Raw genomic sequence first — 17,264 nt, forward strand, 5'->3', positions numbered from 1 at the left:
GGTTAGAGGGGGGATTGACGTTCGAGCCAATTGGGTCTTGATTCATCCTTGATGCAAAACGTTGACCCGTCTTTACCCCCACGCCTTCAAGAGATCATCAACCTCTTTCAAAATCTTCCTGAGGAGGAGAAGCGGGAGTTGCTCATCGCCTACAGCGATCGGTGCCGCGAATGTGCTCCCAAGGAGGGGGAGTCGTTTACTCTCTCCGATATCCGCAAGGATCAGGAGTGCACGGATTCGGTCGGAGTCTTTTTGAAGGTTGATTCGGAAAATCGGCTTCTTTTTCGAATGTCCCTCGGCTCTCATGTGCAGACCCTCACGCGCGCTATGGCATCCATCCTCTGTCAGGGTCTGGCTGGCTCCACTGCGGAAGAGGTAATGGCGCTTCCCAGCGGTTTTGTGCCGAAAATCGTGGGCACGGAGTTGGTGCGTCAGCGAAGTCAGACCATCTATTACATCCTCGCGCGCATGAAAAGTGCTTGCCGCCAACTCGTAGCCGAACAGAGGCGAACCAACGTAGCGAGTTCGACGCCATGAGCTTCGACGGGCAAGACGCCGAGGCAACCTATCGCGCGCTGGGACTGGGGAGAGTTCCTTTGCGGCTGGAGGGCGAGCCTGGTCTTCGGGAAAAGGCCGTCGCTCTTGGAGGAGAGACTCCTGACTTCCCTCGGATGCTCATCGGACGAAGCCGCTATGAGAAGACCCTTAGCGAACTCGTCCGCGAGCAGCTTCGCGGTCATACGAGCCCATTCTCTCCTTTCTCACCAGCCTTTCTCACGGCCTACTTCCGCGAGCGCTTCCGATCCAATGTCTATGACAAGCTGCTGCGAGAGCAAGATCGCCCGTCGGACATGACAACGGCCCCGATCTCGCCGGATCGGCGAGCCCATCTCTATCGTCGTACCCTGGTGCAAAGGGTCCTCTCGCACATCGAACGGCGTCGCAGGAACAGCCGCGCTGGGCTCGATCTGGTTTGGCAGAAGACCGTCGGTTCCCAAATTGCTTCGGAATCGCAGCTTGTTCGTATCGACCGGGCCGCGGAGCGCGCGATCTTGCGATCGCACAACGCTTCGCTCGCCTTCTCGCTGCGCAGACAGCCGGATCTACCCCATAAGCTTTCCGAAGCCTTGGGCATTCCGGTTCGCGAGATCCGCGTGATCGCCTGACCAATGGCGTTGCGGCCCAATCCAGGCGCCGCTTAACCTGCATGGATCACGAAGTTCGTACCCGCGGCGGGGCGCATGGGCCTGGATGCAAGGCGGGGCGCCGGTCTTCCGCCGAAGCTGCATAACGACATCCTGCTAGGAGGAAAAACAAGCCCAACGAAGCAGGCAGCACCTTTTCGCAAGCCGCAGGAGAACGCTTGTGAGACTTGTAGGTCAGGTAACGGCGGCCGCCAGCGCCTTTGCCATGCCTTTTCCGATGTCCGCAGGGGAAAGGATGATGGGGATCCCCACTGCCTGGAACGCCTCGATTTTCGCCGCTACCGTGCCAGAGGTTCCCGTAATGACCGCGCCCGCGTGGCCCATACGTCTTCCAGGGGGCGCGGTGACTCCCGCCAGGAAAACCGCTGTCGGCTTGCGAGAGGAAGTTTCCCAGAATACGGCCGCTTCCTGTTCCTCACATCCTCCGATTTCGCCAATGACCAAGATCGCTTCGGTTGCGGGATCCCTGTCAAACATCTCGATGACTTCGCGCAGTCCGAGACCGTGGACGGGATCCCCTCCGATGCCAACACAACTGCTCTGCCCAATTCCCGTTTGCGAAAGCTGCCAAACCGCCTCATAGGTGAGAGTCCCGCTGCGAGAGACAATTCCAACCGGACCCGGTTTATGAATGTAGCCCGGCATGATTCCGATCTTGCATTGTCCCGGCGTAATCACACCCGGACAATTTGGCCCGATCAGGCGCGTGCTTGTCCCCTCCAAGGATCGCCGCGCCCGAACCATGTCTAGAATCGGAATCCCTTCGGTAATGCAGACGATCAGCTCAATCCCGGAAGCCGCCGTCTCCAGCATGGCGTCCACCGCTCCGGAGGCGGGCACGAAGATCAAGCTCGCGTTGCATCCGGTCAACTGCTTCGCTTCGGCCACCGAATCGAAGATGGGCACCCGATCGTCGAGCTTTTGCCCCCCTCTCCCAGGCGTCACCCCAGCCACGATTCTCGTCCCGTAATCCAGGCACGCACGGGCGTGAAAGGATCCAGCCCTTCCGGTAATACCCTGAACGACGACTCGAGTGGAACCATCGACGAGAATGGACATTTATCAAGTCTCCCTAGCTGCGGCCACGGCTTTTTGGGCCGCCTCCGCGAGATCATCCGCGGTTCGGATCAGCAAATCCGACTGATGCAAGATCGCCTTGCCCTCTTCGAAGTTCGTGCCTTGCAGCCGCACGACAACCGGCACCTTAGGCTTCGTGTGAGAAACCGCTTCCACAATGCCTCGGGCAATCACGTCGCATTGCATGATGCCGCCAAAAATATGAACGAAAATCGCTCGCACCTTAGGGTCCGCCATCAGGATGGCGAACGCCTTGGTTACTTGGTTTTGGTCGGCACCTCCGCCGACGTCGAGGAAATTGGCTGGTTCTCCGCCATAGCGATGGAGGATGTCCATCGTCGCCATGGCAAGCCCGGCCCCGTTGACCATGCAGCCGATCTCTCCCGAAAGGCCGACATAATTGAGGCCAGCCTTCAACGCCTCCGCCTCACGGGCGTCCTCCACCACTTCGTTTCGGCAAGCAGCGATCTCCGGATGGCGAAATAGGGCATTTTCATCAAAACCGATTTTTGCGTCGATCACAGCGAACTTCTCGTTCTCGATTACGGCAAGCGGATTGACCTCGGAAAGGCTCGCGTCGCATTCGCAAAAGAAACGATAGAGCCGAACGATTACATCCGCTGCCGGATTGAGCAACGGGCCATGCAAACCCATGCGCATGGCAAGTTCCCTTGCTTGATAGGGCCAAAATCCAACTTGGGGATCGACCCAGATCCGATGGATTGCCTCAGGATCCTTTCGGGCCACCTCTTCGATGTCGACCCCACCCTGAGCACTGCCGATCACCACGGGACATCGACGTCCACGATCGATGAGGATCGCCAAATAGAGCTCGCGGCTGATCTGCGGCGCCTCGGCAACCAGCACCTTGTTCACGGACCGCCCTTCCGGACCGGTCTGCATCGTGACCAAAACCCCTCCCAGCATCACCCGCGCGATTTCCTCCACCTCCGCCGGGTGGCTGCAGAGCCGCACGCCTCCGGAGAACCCGCTTAGGAAGCGTCCCTTTCCTCTCCCGCCAGCCAAAATCTGTGCCTTCACGACGAAGGGACCCTTGGCTAGCCGCTCCGCAATGTGCCGAGCCTCCTCAGGACTTGTCGCCACACCCCCAACGGGGATGGGCAAGCCATATTGACCCAGCAGATCCCTTGCCTGATATTCGAAGACATTCACGGGACAGCACCGATCTTGCGCTCCCGATCACGGGATCTCCTCGACTCATCCGCTCCTTCCATCCGGGTAGCAGGAACGAGAATCGCATCGCGCATTCCGTGAACCAGCTTCTTGTCTGCGGGACAGATGGTTGCCAGGACACCGCAAAGTTCCGTTCTTCCGTTCCATTCGAAATAATAGGGAGAAACTCTGACCCGGCCGGTCATTCGTTCTTCCTCTCCATTGGATGTGAAAAATCGATGTTCGACGAGCGCGCCCTTGGCAAATCGTTGCAAAAGCCAAGGATGCGATCCAAACTCCTCCAGGGCATGTTCGATCCGTTTCTGCCACTCGGCTTGGGCCAAATCGGATCCCACGAAGACTCCCCGCGACCCCCAGGCTAACGGAGAGAAACCAGATATCTTGAGCACTAGATCTCTTTCCGATTGGCTAAAATGGCTGAGTTCCCGCCAGTCGTTGATCTCCAAACCTGGATAGACCGCCTGCGGGGGAAGAGGATCTGGATCGAGAATCCAGCTTTGAGGAATGATTTCTCGTAACAGCTGGAATCCCTTGTCCGTGAGCTGGCGTCGCCAAAAATCTTGCAGCGGTCGCAACCAGAAGAGTGCGAGCCAAAGCTTCTCTTCCAGGTAGGGCTTCGGCGGCGGCGTCATCGGGACTCGTTCTGGATCGAAGCTCTCTCGGATCGTGGAGAGCCTTTCCCAGTCGAAGCACTCGAAAAAGCGGTAGATCGCTGGGTCGCTACAGCGATAGTCTTCCGCTGCGCGCACCCGATCGGAACCCACGAGGTATTCCATTTCAGGACGATAGGAAGAAGCTTCCTCGGAAACCACGACGTCCCCGGTCGGAAAGATACGGGCAAACCCTTCCTTCATCCCGGCAGCCCCTCCCAGAAGAGCCGAATCCCAGAGAGAGAATTGCTTCTGCAACCAGGCGGTCACTCCAATGCCTCCCGGCACGCTATCCAGCTCGCAAAGGGAAAAGCCCGATTCCGTCCAGATAAGATCGGGCCGAATCACGCACGGAACCCGGCCTGCCAGTGCAGGCTGCCGAGAGAGGGAGACCAATTCTGGAGGCTTACCTCGATCGAGAAGGTCGGCGATCCAGGTGGGAGCCCTCCCCTGCAAGCTCCATCGGTAGAGAAGGTTGCAACCCTGCACAAAACGCAGCAGAACCGGACCTAACCTGCCTAAGACAGCCACATGCCGCGCGCTCAGGGGGAATGCGGCATCGCTCACGCGCCATTCCTTCTGGGCAAGCAGCCCGGAAGTCGGCATTCCACTACGCAGCAGCGACAATCGATCGTGGGCGTTCAAAATCGAATCGGATTCTGGATGATCGCCGGACATAGCCTGCATGTCTCACAAAGTTCGTACCCGAAGCGCGGCGAATGGCCCTGGATGGAAGGCGCGGCGCAGATTTTCCCCTGGAGCTGGATGACGACAGACTGCAAGGAGGGAAAACCAAGTCCCAACGAAGCAGCCGAGTCCATTTCGCAAGCCGCAGGAGAACGCTTGGGAGACATGCAGGCTAGGCGGCCTTTGCAAAAACAATTCGCCCTCCGTACAGGATTCGACTGCATTCTAAACGTAACATCCAGGCGAGAACTTTCGGGTCAGCCGCCAAGCCTGCGACGCTAGCGTGAGCGACCCACTTTCCCGCATGCTTCCAAAAGGGAGCTTGAAGCCATTGCTCTGATAGCTCGCCGGACACCGGCTCGTCAACTTCTTCTCCGGCACGTGAGATAGCGTCCACACTCGCCCCCAAAGAACGATTGAGCCAGCCGCGATGATCCATTGCTTATGAAAATAGTCTGCTTCTGCTCTAAGGTTTCCTGCTCTCGATTCGACGAGACATCGCTCGATCGGAGGGATTCACCCAAGCGCTTGCGCCATCCCTCGGAAGCCGCTTATATCGGTCTTGCTATGGAAGAACTCCTCATCGTTGGTTCCGGTTGCGCCGGCTGGACGGCGGCGATCTACGCCGCGCGAGCGGACCTTCGCCCGCTCGTCATCACAGGAACAGAGCCGGGGGGGCTTTTGACGACCACTACCCTTGTCGAAAATTTCCCCGGTTTTCCCAATGGCATACAGGGACCCGATTTGATGGTCGCCATGGAAGAACAGGCCAAGCGTTTTGGAGCGCGTGTCCTCTCCATGGCAACGGTAACCGGCACCCGGCTCTCCGACGGCTTCAAGCAAGTCGTGCTCGAGGATCAGGTGCTGGAAGCCAGAGCCGTGATCCTCGCCGTTGGAGCTCGTCCAAGGCACCTGGTTGCACCAGGGGAAACGGAGTTGGAGACGCGAGGAGTCAGTTATTGTGCGACCTGCGACGGTGCCCTTCCCGCGTTTCGCAATCAAACCATGGTCGTCGTGGGCGGAGGCGATTCCGCCTGCGAGGAAGCCCTCTACCTGACTCGTTTCGCCTCTGAGGTCTATTTGATCCACCGGCGTGATCGGTTACGCGCTTCTCCGATTATGGCCAATCGGGTCCTGAGCAACCCCAAGATCCGACCGGTTTGGAACACGGTCGTTACCGAAGTGATGGGACGCGAGGAAGGCAAGCTCACCGGGTTGAGCCTCCGCGACCTGCACACGGGCAAAGAGAGGGTGCTCTCTTGCGCTGCTCTTTTCGTCGCCATTGGACACCAACCCAGCACCGAGTCTTTTCAGGGGCAGATCGACCTCGACGAACGCGGGTATATCCGCGTTCACGATGGCTCCCTGACCAGCCAGGCCGGGGTCTTTGCCGCAGGAGACTGCGTCGATTTCACCTATCGGCAAGCCGTGACGGCGGCGGGAATGGGCTGCATGGCCGCCTTGGATGCGGAACGCTATCTCTCCGCACTCTCCACGGCTTCCCGCGCTTGATTCCAGAGTGCCCAAGAGATAGGGTGAAACCTTTTACAAGAAGGCCAACATGGTAACGGTTCAGATCGAGGAGTTAGCTCCTTGCCGGAAGCGGCTCCGCATCGAGGTTTCTGCCGATCAGGTCACTCAAGTCCGGAAGGAAGTGGTTCAGCGCTTCTCCCAAATGGCTCGGCTGCCGGGTTACCGCCCAGGGAAAGCTCCCATTCCGCTGGTCGAGAAACAGTTTCAGAAGGAGATCAACGAGGAGCTGCAGAAAATGCTCGTGACCAATGGGCTTCGAGAAGCCATTGAAAAGCAGCAGATCGACGTGGTCCGCGGGCTCGGAACCGAGGACGTGCGCTATCTCAAGGGACTTTCCTTTTCCTTTGCCGCTCTGGTCGATTGCGCTCCCACCTTTGGTCTGCCCAATTACTTGGGGACGCCTCTTCCCCGCACGGAAATTGAGGTAAGCAAGGAGGAAGTGGACCAGGCGCTCGACAAGCTCCTAGAAGGACGTGCCACGTTTTCGGATGCTCCGGCCCGCCCATTGTCCGAAGGCGACTACGCGGTTCTTCGATACGAAGGCACGATCGATGGCCAGCGCGTAAAAGAGGTTCTCCCCGCCGCAGGAATTCTGGCTGGGGCCGAGGACCAGTGGCTACTGGTCAAACCGGGCGTCTTCGTTCCCGGATTCGCGGAAGGAATTCTCGGAATGGAAGTTGGGCAAACCCGCCAGCTTTCGGTTTGTTTCCCGGAGGATTGGTTTTTTGAGCCGCTGCGCGGAAAGACCGTAGAGTATTCGATCACCCTTTCGGCGCTCAAGGAACGCCAGATTCCTCCCTTATCCGATGCCTTCGCGAATGAGATTGCCGGGACCGATCAATCTGGACTCCTTTCCATGGTGCAATCCGCGGTGGAAAAGGAAAAAAAGCGGACCGCGCGGCGCGAACAGAGCAATCATATTCTGAATTCCCTCCTCCACTCGGTGGAGTTCGCCCTACCGGAATCGCTTGTCGAAGAGGAAACGGCAAACGCCGTTCGAGAAATCGTTGCGGAAAATCAGGAACGCGGAGTTCCTCTGTCCGTGCTCGAGGAGAAGAAGAGCGAACTCTTTTCAAACGCCCAAGGGATGGCCGCTCAACGGGTCAAGCTCCGGTTTCTCATTGACCGGATTGCAAAGAACGAATCGATTACGGTCAGCGACGAGGAGTTCTCCCGATCGCTTGTTTCGTTCGCGCTGCGCCAGAATCTCTCCCTCCGGCAATTCATGCAGCGGCTCCCGCGCGAAAGCCTGGAGCCCCTGAAAAGACAGCTCTTGCTGGAGAAAGTAATGGACTTCCTCATCGAAAAAGCCAAGGTTGCCTCCGTATGAGAGAGCAACGGTTCACCGCACAAATCATTCCGTCCGTGATTGAGCAGATTGGCCGAGAAGAGCGTCGGTACGATGTCTATTCCCGGCTACTCAAAGATCGCATCATCTTCTTGGGCGTTGCCATCGACGACATGATTGCCAACGTCGTCATTGCGCAGCTGCTTTTCCTTCAAATGGAAGACCCCAAGAAGGATGTGAGCATCTACATTCATTCTCCCGGCGGATACGTCACGGCGGGCATGGCGATCTACGACACGCTCCAGTTCATCAGTTGCGATGTCGCCACCTATTGCATCGGCCAAGCCGCGAGCATGGCAGCGGTTCTTTTAGCTGCGGGAAGCAAAGGCAAACGCTTTGCCCTGCCTAACGCCCGGATCATGATTCATCAGCCGCTGGGAGGAGCCCAAGGACAAGCTTCGGACATCAGTATTCAAGCCAAGGAAATTCTACGGACGAAGCGTCAGCTCAATCAGATCTTGGCGATACATACCGGCCAGCCCCTGGAGAGGCTGGTCAAGGACACGGATCGAGATTTCTTCATGTCGGCTGAAGAAGCGAAGGAGTACGGGATCGTCGACGAAGTGGTGAAGACCAAGATCACCGTCCCGCAAGTCGCCGAGCCGACCATCGGGTAGGAGTGCTCCATGGCGCGCCCCGTTCAAGTAACCATGTGCTCCTTTTGCGGGAGAAGCCATGCGGAGGTTCGCAAGCTGATTTCGGGACCAGGAGTATACATCTGTGATAGCTGTATCAACGTCTGCAAAGACATTCTCGAGCGGGAGGAAAAAGGGGATGCCTCTCCTGTTAGGACGATGGCGATTCCGAAGCCAACCGAAATTCATCGCTTTCTTGATCGCTATGTGATCGGTCAGCAGCGAGCTAAGAAAGTTCTCTCGGTTGCTGTTCATAATCATTATAAGCGCGTGATGACGCTCGGAAGCGGCACGGCAGCGGGAAACCGATTGGATAAGCATCCCGATGTCGAAATCGAAAAGAGCAATGTCCTGCTGATTGGTCCGACTGGCTCGGGCAAGACCCTTTTGGCCCGCACGCTCGCTCGAATGCTTGATCTTCCCTTTTGCCTGGCTGATGCCACATCCCTCACGGAAGCCGGATATGTCGGCGATGATGTCGAAAGCGTCCTTCTTCGGCTGCTCCAGAACGCGAATTTTGATGTGAAACGTGCCGAGATGGGCATCGTCTATCTCGATGAGATCGATAAGATCGCTCGCAAGAGCGATAGTCCGTCGATCACTCGAGACGTGTCTGGAGAAGGCGTGCAGCAGGCCTTGCTCAAGATGCTGGAAGGTACGGTCTGCTATGTGCCGCCCCAGGGAGGAAGGAAGCATCCACAACAGGAATGCATCCGTGTGAACACTCAACATATTCTATTCATCTGCGGCGGGTCTTTCGTCGGTCTCGACAAGATCATCGCACGCCGTCATGGAAAAGGATGCCTAGGCTTTTCCACGCGGCCTGAAGATCAACAGTTGGCCGAAGCTGCGACCCTGGAGATCGAGCCCGAAGATCTTGTCCAGTACGGGATGATCCCGGAATTTGTTGGTCGGTTGCCGATCGTTTCCTGGCTGCAGGCATTGGGCGAGGAAGAACTCGTCTGCGTTCTTACAGAACCAAAGAACGCCCTAGCCAAGCAGTACGCGAAACTGCTGGCGATGGACCAAGTTAAGCTGTCGTTGACGAAAGACGCCCTGCGGCTTCTGGCGCAAGAGGCAATCCGGAAAGGGACGGGTGCGCGCGGCCTTCGCGCTGCCCTGGAAAAGATCATGCTCGAAGTCATGTATGATCTTCCCTCCCGAAACGACTTGGAAGAAGTCGTCATCAGCCGTCCCGTCGTGGAAGGGAAACGTCCGCCCATCCTACGCCGCCGCTCCGAACGAGAAGCAGCCTAGCCTGCCTATCTCACAAAGTTCGTACCCGAGGCGCGGCGAACGGGTTTGGATGCGAGAGGCGCGGCGCCGGTTTTCCCCCGGAGCTGTATGATGCATACTGCGAGGAGGGAAAACCAAGGCCCAACGAAGCAGACAAGCCCATTTTGCAAGCCGCAGGAGAGAGCTTGTGAGAAATGGCGGTTAGGCTGACGGTCTGGGAAACGGGAGAATGTCGACCAAGACGAGAGTCGTCGTAGGAATGAGCGGGGGAGTGGACTCCTCCGTTGCCGCCTATCTTCTCCAACGGCAGGGATATGAGGTAATCGGCGTTACGCTCAAGGTCTGGTCCGACTCATGCCTTTCTCGTTCCCACGAAAAATGTTGCGGGCCCCAGTCGATTGTCGACGCACGCCTCGTCGCCCACCAGTTGGGGATTCCCCACTTCGTCCTCGATGAAGCGGAAGCATTCGAAGAGGAAGTGATCTCACCGTTTGTGAGGGGGTATCAGCATGGCCGCACCCCCAACCCGTGTGTACTCTGCAACGAAAAGATGAAATTCGACCGTCTTCCACGAAAAGCAAAGGCGTGGGGTGCGGAATATGTGGCCACCGGCCACTACGCCCGAATCGAACACATCGAGGAAGGCGCTCTGCTGAAAAGAGCCAAAGACGAACGGAAGGACCAGACCTATTTTCTCTTCCGGCTGGGGCGAAAAACCCTCGATGGGATGTTGACCCCGCTGGGAGACTATACCAAGGAGGAGGTAAGAGAGCTTGCGCGAAAAGCGGGCCTTTCAGTCTGGGATAAAGAAGAGAGCCAAGGGATCTGCTTCGTTCCAGGTAACGAGTATGGAGCCTTTTTAGCGGAACGGATCGGCGAGGGAAAAGACAAGGTTGGTCAGATCGTCGATCTTTCCGGTCGGCCGATTGGCCAACATCGGGGCATCGAGTTTTACACGGTCGGCCAACGTCGCGGCCTTCCCGGAGGCCAAGGCAAGCCCCTTTACGTGCTCGCCATCGATCCCGCCCAGCGGCGCATTGTCGTCGGCCCATGGGAAGCCCTCTACCAAACACATTGTTTCTTGAACGAGACGAACTGGCAGCAGCAACCGCCGACAACACCTCTTCCGGTAACCGTCAAGGTGCGGTACAATTATCCGGCTTCCCTGGCGCGCCTTACCGTTCTTTCCGATCGGCGGGCCCGACTCGATTTCGAGTCTCCTCAGCCGGGAGTCGCCCCAGGCCAGGCAGCGGTTTGCTACGTCGATGATCTCTTGCTCGGCGGCGGATGGATCGAGCCATCGACCGGAGAGGACCGAGCTGAGGTCACTCCATGAGCCCGATCCTGGTTCTCCTCACCGCCTCCTCCTCCGAGGAGGGAGCACAGCTCGCGCGAGCCCTCTTGGAAGCCCGAGCGGCATCCTGCGTCAACCTCCTGTCCGGAGTCCGCTCCTTTTACTGGTGGCGAGGCAAGCGGGAAGAGGCCGAAGAAGTCCTTCTACTGGTGAAGAGCGCGCAAGAGCAGTGGGATGCATTACAAGCCATTGTCCACCAAATCCATAGTTATGAATGTCCCGAAATAGTCGCCCTAGGTCCGGAGCAGGTCGAAGAACGATACCTCGGGTGGTGGATGGGAGAGCTTTCTAAGAAGGGCGAAGAACCTTCAATCGAATCGTAATCGGAATTCCTGCGGCTCCAGGTAAGCTGCTTCCGCTTCCAAGTCGGCCTTCGTCAGCGGGTGCTCATTCAGCCAGTTCGGAGGAAACCGAAGCTTCCAACGGCGTCCCCCTCCCTCCATCCCGATCTCCGGGAGGAGAGGATCTTGCCGACCCCGCGCCAAAATGGTTGCGATCCGCAACAGGATGCTTAAGCAAAACGTGGAATTCCGATCGGTTTCCCGAAGCAGAAGAAGCTCTTGCCCCGGATACTTCCGACGATGGCTCCGGACCAGAAAGGCCAGCCGTTGCTGATCCCCCAGCGAAAACCCCGGCATGTCGATGTGACTCAAAATATAGGCACCGTGCTTGTGATACTGGGTGTAAGAGATGAAGAGCCCAATCTCATGGAGGAGAGCTGCCCAGGATAAAACATGGCGGTCTTCGTCCGTGAATCGGCAGATCGCGGCTACCTGTTCAAAGAGATTCAAAGCGAGCTTTTGCACTCGATGGGATTGCTGAGCATCGATGTGGAATTGCTCGGCTAGATTTCGCACCGTCGTCTCCCGGGAATCGGCCTCCGAGTTCCTGCCCAGCAGATCATAAAGCAGTCCTTCCCGCAAAGCGTTATGAGACACTTCCAGCACATCGATGCCGAGCGCCTGGAAAACCGCCACGAGAATCGAGACCCCACCGGGGAAGACGAGCTTCCTCTCTTCATCGAGCCCCCCAAAGGGCAGCTTATCCACCCTGCCCGCTTCCACCAGAGCCTTCTCTGTTTTCTTGAGTGCACCAGACGTAATTCCATCATTTGACCATCCTTCCGCCTGGATGACATCCAAGGCGGCAAGAATCGTCCCAGAGGAACCTATGGCCCTTCCCCATCCCGCGGACCCGTAAGTGGCGGCAATCGGCTCCAATTCACGAAGGGCTTCCAGTTCCGCTCGACGCATGCGGGAGGGGGTGATTGTCCCTTCGGCGAAGTGTGCCCTGCTCATGCTTACGCAGCCCATGAACAAGCTTTCCACCCGTTCCGGTACCAGCCCCCTTCCCAGGATGAGCTCCGTACTTCCTCCTCCGATGTCCACCACCAAGCGCAATCGACCGTCATCCTCGGTGCCGTGGGCAACACCCAGGTAGATCAAACGCGCCTCCTCGTGGCCGGAAATTACGTCGATCGAATGGCCGAGGGCCTTTTCGGCCTTCCGAATGAATTCGTCGGCGTTCCTCGCCTTCCGCAAGGTATTGGTTCCCGCCACTCGCACCCGCGACGGCGGAATCGGCTTCAATCTCTGCCCGAACCGCTCCAGGCATCGCAAGGCGCGCTCGATGACCTCTCCGGTTAAGATCCCAGCAGCGTCGAGTCCTGCGGCTAAGCGTACTGGCTCTTTGAGGCGATCGATTGCGCGAAGCTGCCCCTTTTCCTCCTGGATGACCAGCAGATGGAAGCTATTGGACCCTAAGTCGACAGCAGCGGCCAGCGACATAGAACCCCCTTCTGTATTCCCCATCGTTGTCGGGCGAGCACGACGCAGCACCCTCCTTTCCGCGTCACCTCACCCAGCACCGGGAAAAGAAGTTCGGCAATCCCCAAGCCAAATCGGCTTGGTCGCAGGGGAGATGAAACTCAAGGGACGCGCCCGCAACCACCCGAGATGCCGTGCTTTTCGTTATATCTTTGTTGATATTCCTCGGCGAAAAAAAATCCCCTGGCCGGCACGATTTCTGTCACGATCGGGTCGCGAAACCTTCCGCTCTCCGCCAAAGCCTGCCGCGAACGTTCGGCAGCCTTCCGCTGGGCCTCGTCATAGACAAAAATCACCGAGCGATACTGAGGCCCAACGTCCGGACCCTGCCGATTCGGAGTCGTCGGATCATGGAACTCCCAAAACCTGGCCAAAAGCCCTTCGTACGAAACCTGCTGAGGATCGAAGAACACCAGCACTGCTTCGGCATGCTCCGTCCGGCTGGTGCAAACCTCCTCATAGGTTGGAAACGGAACCGTTCCACCCGAATATCCGGCGAACGTTGCTTCCACCCCCTTGCCTTTCGCAAAATTTTGCTCCATCCCCCAATAGCAGCCTCCGGCGAAGACCGCCCGCTGCAACGGCCTGCCGTCCTTCCCTCTTCCCTGGAGCAGGCGCTCCGGCACAAAGACAAGCGCTCCGGAATTGATGCAATAACGAAGTCCAGTCGGGCGAGGTCCGTCAGGGAAGACGTGTCCCAAGTGGGCTCCGCAACGCGCGCAGAGGATCTCCTCCCGAAGCATCCCATGGCTCCTATCTTCCGTCTGCTGAATGTTCTGGGGAGCAAAAGGAGCAAAAAAGCTCGGCCAGCCAGTTCCCGAAACATACTTCGCCGCCGAGGAAAAGAGAGGTAGGCCGCAATCGGCGCACAAGTAGAAACCCTCTTCCTTACTGGCCACGAACCGGCCGCAGAACGGGCGCTCCGTCCCCGCTTCCCGAGTGATCGCATAGGTTTCTTCGCCCAACAGGTAGCGCCATTGTTCGTTCCGCTTCCGGATCAAGGCGCCCTTTGTCGGAGAGCTCGGCCGTCCCCACTCATCCAAAAAAACGAACGTTCCTTGCTCCATAAGGGCGCCTCCGGGCGCGGCTTCAGATACGCTTCCGGTAAGCGGGAAATGGATCCCCAGGAAAAACAAGAAAAGAAAGGAGCGTAGCTTTTTCTCCCGCTGATAGAAATTCGAGCCCATTTTGCTGTTGCATTTTCCTCCATTCTCCTCAAGAAAGTCACCCCTGAGGAATGGGAAGCCGGATTCTGATGCGATTACCTCTTTTGCCGTTGACGCGGGCATGCTCGACATCTACCCTCAACGATAGGATTAAGTCGAATGAGCGCAAGAAAATCGTAAATTTTCTGGAGAAACGTCATGGCAAGAATTGCAATCAATGGGTTTGGACGCATCGGGCGGCTCATTTTGCGCATCATCGCGGAGCGAAAGTTGCTGGAGCAGATTCCAGTGGTCGCGGTCAACGATCTCGTTCCTGCCGACAATCTCGCCTACCTGTTGCGCTACGACAGCAACTATCACGGTTTTTCCTACTCGATCGAGTCGGCCAAATCCAATCCGAGGCTCGATAAGGACGATATTCTGCGAATCGACAAGCGCGAGATTCGCTGCTTGGAAGTGAGGGAAGGACCGGCGGCCATGCCCTGGGCCGATCTCGGGGTCGATCTCGTGCTCGAATCCACCGGCCTCTTCACGAGCGCCGACAAGGCGCGAGGTCACCTTAAGGCCGGAGCCAAAACCGTGGTCATCACCGCACCCGGCAAAGATGCCGACATTACCGTCGTCGTGGGCGTCAACCATGATCAGATCGACCGAAGCAAGCACTCGATCATTTCGAATGCGAGCTGCACGACGAACTGCCTGACTCCGATCGTCCACGTCCTGCTCAAGGAGGGTTTCGGCATCGAGGAGGGTCTCATGACCACGGTGCACAGCGCCACCGCAAGCCAGAAGGTGCAGGATGGACCTTCCCGAAAAGACTGGCGCGGCGGACGGGCGATCGAGGGCAATATCATTCCGGCAAGCACCGGTGCCGCCAAGGCAACTGCCCTTGTTTTGCCGGAGGTAAAGGGAAAGCTGACCGGAATGTCGTTCCGGGTTCCCACGCCCACCGTTTCCGTCGTCGACCTCACCGTGCGGACAACGAAAGCGACGAGCTATCCGGAAATTTGTGCGGCAATGAAGCGGGCAAGCGAGACCTACCTCAAAGGCATCCTCGGCTATACGGAAGATCCGGTCGTTTCGCGAGACTTTCTGAAGGATCCCCGTTCGAGCATCTTCGATGCCGGGGCCGGGATCGGTCTCAACGGCCATTTCTTCAAGTTGATCTCCTGGTATGACAACGAATGGGGCTATGCCAATCGTTGCGTGGACCTTGTTCAATATCTCCTCCAATCGAAATAAGCCGAAGGCGAAGCGATCGAAACCGAACATTCACCCTCTAACAGAGGCAAGAAAAACATGGCAAAGCAAACAATCCTCGATGTGGACGTGCAAGGAAAGCAGGTACTTGTGCGGGTCGATTACAACGTTCCGGTGGAATACGTCGATGGGGATCCGAGAATTACCGACGATACCCGGATTCGTGCCAGCTTGCCGACCGTGCAGAACCTCGTGAAGCGTGGCGCGCGCGTCGTGCTGATGAGCCACTTGGGTCGTCCCAAGGGCAAAGCGAATCCGAAACTGAGCCTTCGCCCTATTGCCGACCGCCTGAGTTATTTGACGCAAACTCGGGTCTCCTTTGCAAACGATTGCGTCGGCGCAGCGGCGGAAAATTGCGTGAATTCCCTACGGGATGGAGACGTGCTCCTCCTAGAAAATCTTCGTTTCCATCCGGAAGAGGAAAAGAACGACCCCTCATTTAGCCAGCAACTTGCCCGGCTTGGGGACGTTTACGTCAACGATGCCTTCGGAACGGCGCATCGCGCCCATGCCTCGACCGAGGGAGTCGCCCACCTTATCCGGGAGCGCGCCATCGGCTTCCTCATGGAAAAGGAACTCCACTTTCTTGGTGAAGAGTTGGAAAACCCGGCTCGCCCTTTCGTGGTGATTTTGGGCGGGGCGAAAGTTTCCGACAAGATCGGCGTGATCGATCATCTTCTCAGCAAAGCCGACGCCATCCTCATCGGCGGCGCGATGGCTTACACTTTCTACTTGGCGCAGGGTAAGCCAGTTGGAAAATCGCTGGTTGAACCAGATCGGGTGGAGTTAGCGCGGAAGGCGCTGGAAAAAGCGGCTGCCCAAGGCATAGACCTTCTCCTCCCCGTCGACAGCTATGTTGTCGAATCGATCGATTTCGAAAATCGCCAGACCTCGCCGGGGCGCTATACCAGGCCCGGGGAAGAGATTCCGGAAGGCTGGCGCGGCGTGGATATCGGAGCGGCCACGCTCGCTGCCATGCGGCAGGAGATTGCCGGAGCACGGACGCTGTTCTGGAACGGCCCTATGGGAGTGTTCGAGATTCGCGGGTGCGACAAGGGCACCTTCGCCGTCGCGGAAATGGTCGCCGAGAATCGGGATGCGGTAAGCATCGTGGGCGGCGGGGACTCGGTGAAGGCCCTTCACCAGTCCGGGCTCGCCGACCGAATTACCTTCATCTCTACCGGCGGCGGTGCTTCCCTCGAGTTTCTCGAGGGCAAGCCACTTCCGGGGATTTCTGTAATCCCGGACAAAGTCGAGCAGGAGGCAAACCAGAAGGCATCGCCTTCTTCCGACGAAGGTTCAAACGTGGTTCTTCTCCCAGCGTGACGGCGCGCACAAAAATCGTCGCCGGCAACTGGAAGATGAATAAAACAGTTGCCGAGGCAATCTCCCTGGTCGAGCAGCTCAAGAAAGATCTGGCTGCCTTCTCCGGCGGCGATGTGATCCTCTGCCCTCCGTTCACCGCGCTGCCAAGCGTCGCAAAGCTCTTGGGCTCCTTTCCCAAGATTCATCTTGGAGCGCAAAATCTCCATCCCGCACCACAAGGAGCCTTTACTGGAGAAATTTCCGCCGCGATGCTGCGCGATGTCGGCTGCCAATTTGTCATTGTCGGCCATTCCGAGCGCCGCCGAAATTTCGGGGAAACCGACGCCTTCCTTCGTGAAAAGCTGCTTGCCGCCGTCGCGGCGGGATTGCGGCCGATCTTCTGCGTGGGAGAGGAACTTCCCGATCGAGAATCGGGCCGATGGCCAGTCCATCTCCGTTCCCAACTCCAAGGCGCTCTTCACGGCGTCCCGGTCGATGTTCTCTCGGAAATCGTCCTGGCCTACGAGCCGGTCTGGGCCATCGGCACTGGGCGAAATGCCACGCCCGAGCAAGCGCAAGAGGCCCATGCCTTACTTCGCAAAGAGATGGAGGCGCTTCACGGCGCGTCCATCGCGTCTCGAATGCGCATCCAATACGGCGGGAGCGTGACACCTCAGAACGCCCACGAGCTTTTAATCCAGCCCGACGTAGACGGGCTGCTCGTGGGTGGTGCAAGCTTGAATGCCGAAAGCTTTACCTCCATTGTGCTTGCTGTAGGATAGGACGGA

The 17,264-nt window shown here is 57.8% G+C and carries 16 protein-coding genes; 11 read left to right on the forward strand and 5 right to left on the reverse strand.

Features of this window, described 5'->3' with window-relative positions; translation table 11 throughout:
• The first annotated feature begins 51 nt into the window (after positions 1-51).
• Together A37A_RS0112755 and A37A_RS0112760 are read left to right on the forward strand one after the other, a co-directional pair.
• Positions 52-537 carry a SufE family protein gene (locus tag A37A_RS0112755; RefSeq protein WP_018291872.1) on the forward strand — a complete coding sequence of 162 codons (486 nt, stop codon included), beginning with the start codon at positions 52-54 and terminating at the stop codon, positions 535-537.
• On the forward strand, positions 534-1,166 hold the full coding sequence (locus A37A_RS0112760) for a hypothetical protein (RefSeq protein WP_018291873.1): 633 nt from the start codon (positions 534-536) through the stop codon (positions 1,164-1,166). The genes A37A_RS0112755 and A37A_RS0112760 overlap by 4 nt, the downstream gene beginning before the upstream one ends.
• 213 nt (positions 1,167-1,379) lie before the next feature.
• Here A37A_RS0112760 and sucD read toward each other — a convergent pair whose 3' ends face one another.
• Genes sucD through A37A_RS0112775 form a run of 3 tightly spaced genes read right to left on the reverse strand, consistent with a single transcriptional unit; the run spans position 1,380 to position 4,732 of the window.
• A complete protein-coding gene (gene sucD, locus A37A_RS0112765) occupies positions 1,380-2,264 on the reverse strand; it encodes a succinate--CoA ligase subunit alpha (protein WP_018291874.1) in 885 nt (294 codons plus the stop codon).
• Between the two features lie 3 nt (positions 2,265-2,267).
• Complete coding sequence (sucC, locus tag A37A_RS0112770) at positions 2,268-3,455, reverse strand: ADP-forming succinate--CoA ligase subunit beta (RefSeq protein WP_018291875.1); 1,188 nt, start codon at positions 3,453-3,455, stop codon at positions 2,268-2,270.
• Positions 3,452-4,732, reverse strand: a complete 1,281-nt coding sequence (locus A37A_RS0112775; RefSeq protein WP_018291876.1) for a hypothetical protein — start codon at positions 4,730-4,732, stop codon at positions 3,452-3,454. The genes sucC and A37A_RS0112775 overlap by 4 nt, the downstream gene beginning before the upstream one ends.
• Before the next feature lie 525 nt (positions 4,733-5,257).
• Here A37A_RS0112775 and trxB point away from each other — a divergent pair.
• The 6 genes from trxB to cutA all read left to right on the forward strand — a co-directional run bounded on the left by trxB (position 5,258) and on the right by cutA (position 11,242).
• Entirely contained in the window at positions 5,258-6,325 is a 1,068-nt protein-coding gene (trxB, locus tag A37A_RS0112785; protein WP_018291878.1) for a thioredoxin-disulfide reductase, read from the forward strand.
• A gap of 49 nt (positions 6,326-6,374) precedes the next feature.
• The gene (gene tig / locus A37A_RS0112790) at positions 6,375-7,676 is read left to right on the forward strand and encodes a trigger factor (RefSeq protein WP_018291879.1); all 1,302 of its coding nucleotides are present in this window, start codon (positions 6,375-6,377) and stop codon (positions 7,674-7,676) included.
• Positions 7,673-8,311, forward strand: a complete 639-nt coding sequence (gene clpP / locus A37A_RS17515; RefSeq protein WP_018291880.1) for an ATP-dependent Clp endopeptidase proteolytic subunit ClpP — start codon at positions 7,673-7,675, stop codon at positions 8,309-8,311. Before tig ends, clpP begins: the two co-directional genes overlap by 4 nt.
• Before the next feature lie 9 nt (positions 8,312-8,320).
• Positions 8,321-9,586: an ATP-dependent Clp protease ATP-binding subunit ClpX gene (clpX, locus tag A37A_RS0112800; protein ID WP_026195832.1), complete on the forward strand. Its 1,266-nt coding sequence runs from the start codon at positions 8,321-8,323 to the stop codon at positions 9,584-9,586.
• A 208-nt stretch (positions 9,587-9,794) separates the two neighbouring features.
• Complete coding sequence (gene mnmA / locus A37A_RS0112805) at positions 9,795-10,901, forward strand: tRNA 2-thiouridine(34) synthase MnmA (RefSeq protein ID WP_020494433.1); 1,107 nt, start codon at positions 9,795-9,797, stop codon at positions 10,899-10,901.
• Positions 10,898-11,242, forward strand: coding sequence for a divalent-cation tolerance protein CutA (gene cutA / locus A37A_RS17520; protein ID WP_018291883.1), 345 nt, complete (start codon positions 10,898-10,900; stop codon positions 11,240-11,242). Before mnmA ends, cutA begins: the two co-directional genes overlap by 4 nt.
• Here cutA and A37A_RS0112815 read toward each other — a convergent pair.
• Positions 11,228-12,706 (reverse strand): HD domain-containing protein, encoded by a 1,479-nt coding sequence (locus A37A_RS0112815; RefSeq protein ID WP_018291884.1) that lies wholly within the window; start codon positions 12,704-12,706, stop codon positions 11,228-11,230. The two genes, cutA and A37A_RS0112815, sit on opposite strands and share 15 nt — an antisense overlap.
• Before the next feature lie 140 nt (positions 12,707-12,846).
• Entirely contained in the window at positions 12,847-13,812 is a 966-nt protein-coding gene (msrA, locus tag A37A_RS0112820) for a peptide-methionine (S)-S-oxide reductase MsrA (protein WP_155996682.1), read from the reverse strand.
• Between the two features lie 297 nt (positions 13,813-14,109).
• Here msrA and gap point away from each other — a divergent pair, with 297 nt between their 5' ends.
• From gap to tpiA, 3 genes are read left to right on the forward strand one after another with little or no spacing between them, the layout of a single operon-like run.
• On the forward strand, positions 14,110-15,153 hold the full coding sequence (gap, locus tag A37A_RS0112825; protein WP_018291886.1) for a type I glyceraldehyde-3-phosphate dehydrogenase: 1,044 nt from the start codon (positions 14,110-14,112) through the stop codon (positions 15,151-15,153).
• A gap of 57 nt (positions 15,154-15,210) precedes the next feature.
• The gene (gene pgk, locus A37A_RS0112830) at positions 15,211-16,497 is read left to right on the forward strand and encodes a phosphoglycerate kinase (RefSeq protein WP_018291887.1); all 1,287 of its coding nucleotides are present in this window, start codon (positions 15,211-15,213) and stop codon (positions 16,495-16,497) included.
• On the forward strand, positions 16,494-17,258 hold the full coding sequence (gene tpiA / locus A37A_RS0112835) for a triose-phosphate isomerase (RefSeq protein WP_018291888.1): 765 nt from the start codon (positions 16,494-16,496) through the stop codon (positions 17,256-17,258). Before pgk ends, tpiA begins: the two co-directional genes overlap by 4 nt.
• Positions 17,259-17,264: the final 6 nt, after the last annotated feature.

The sequence above is a fragment of the Verrucomicrobium sp. 3C genome, assembly GCF_000379365.1.
Taxonomy (GTDB): Bacteria; Verrucomicrobiota; Verrucomicrobiia; order Methylacidiphilales; family Methylacidiphilaceae; genus Methylacidimicrobium.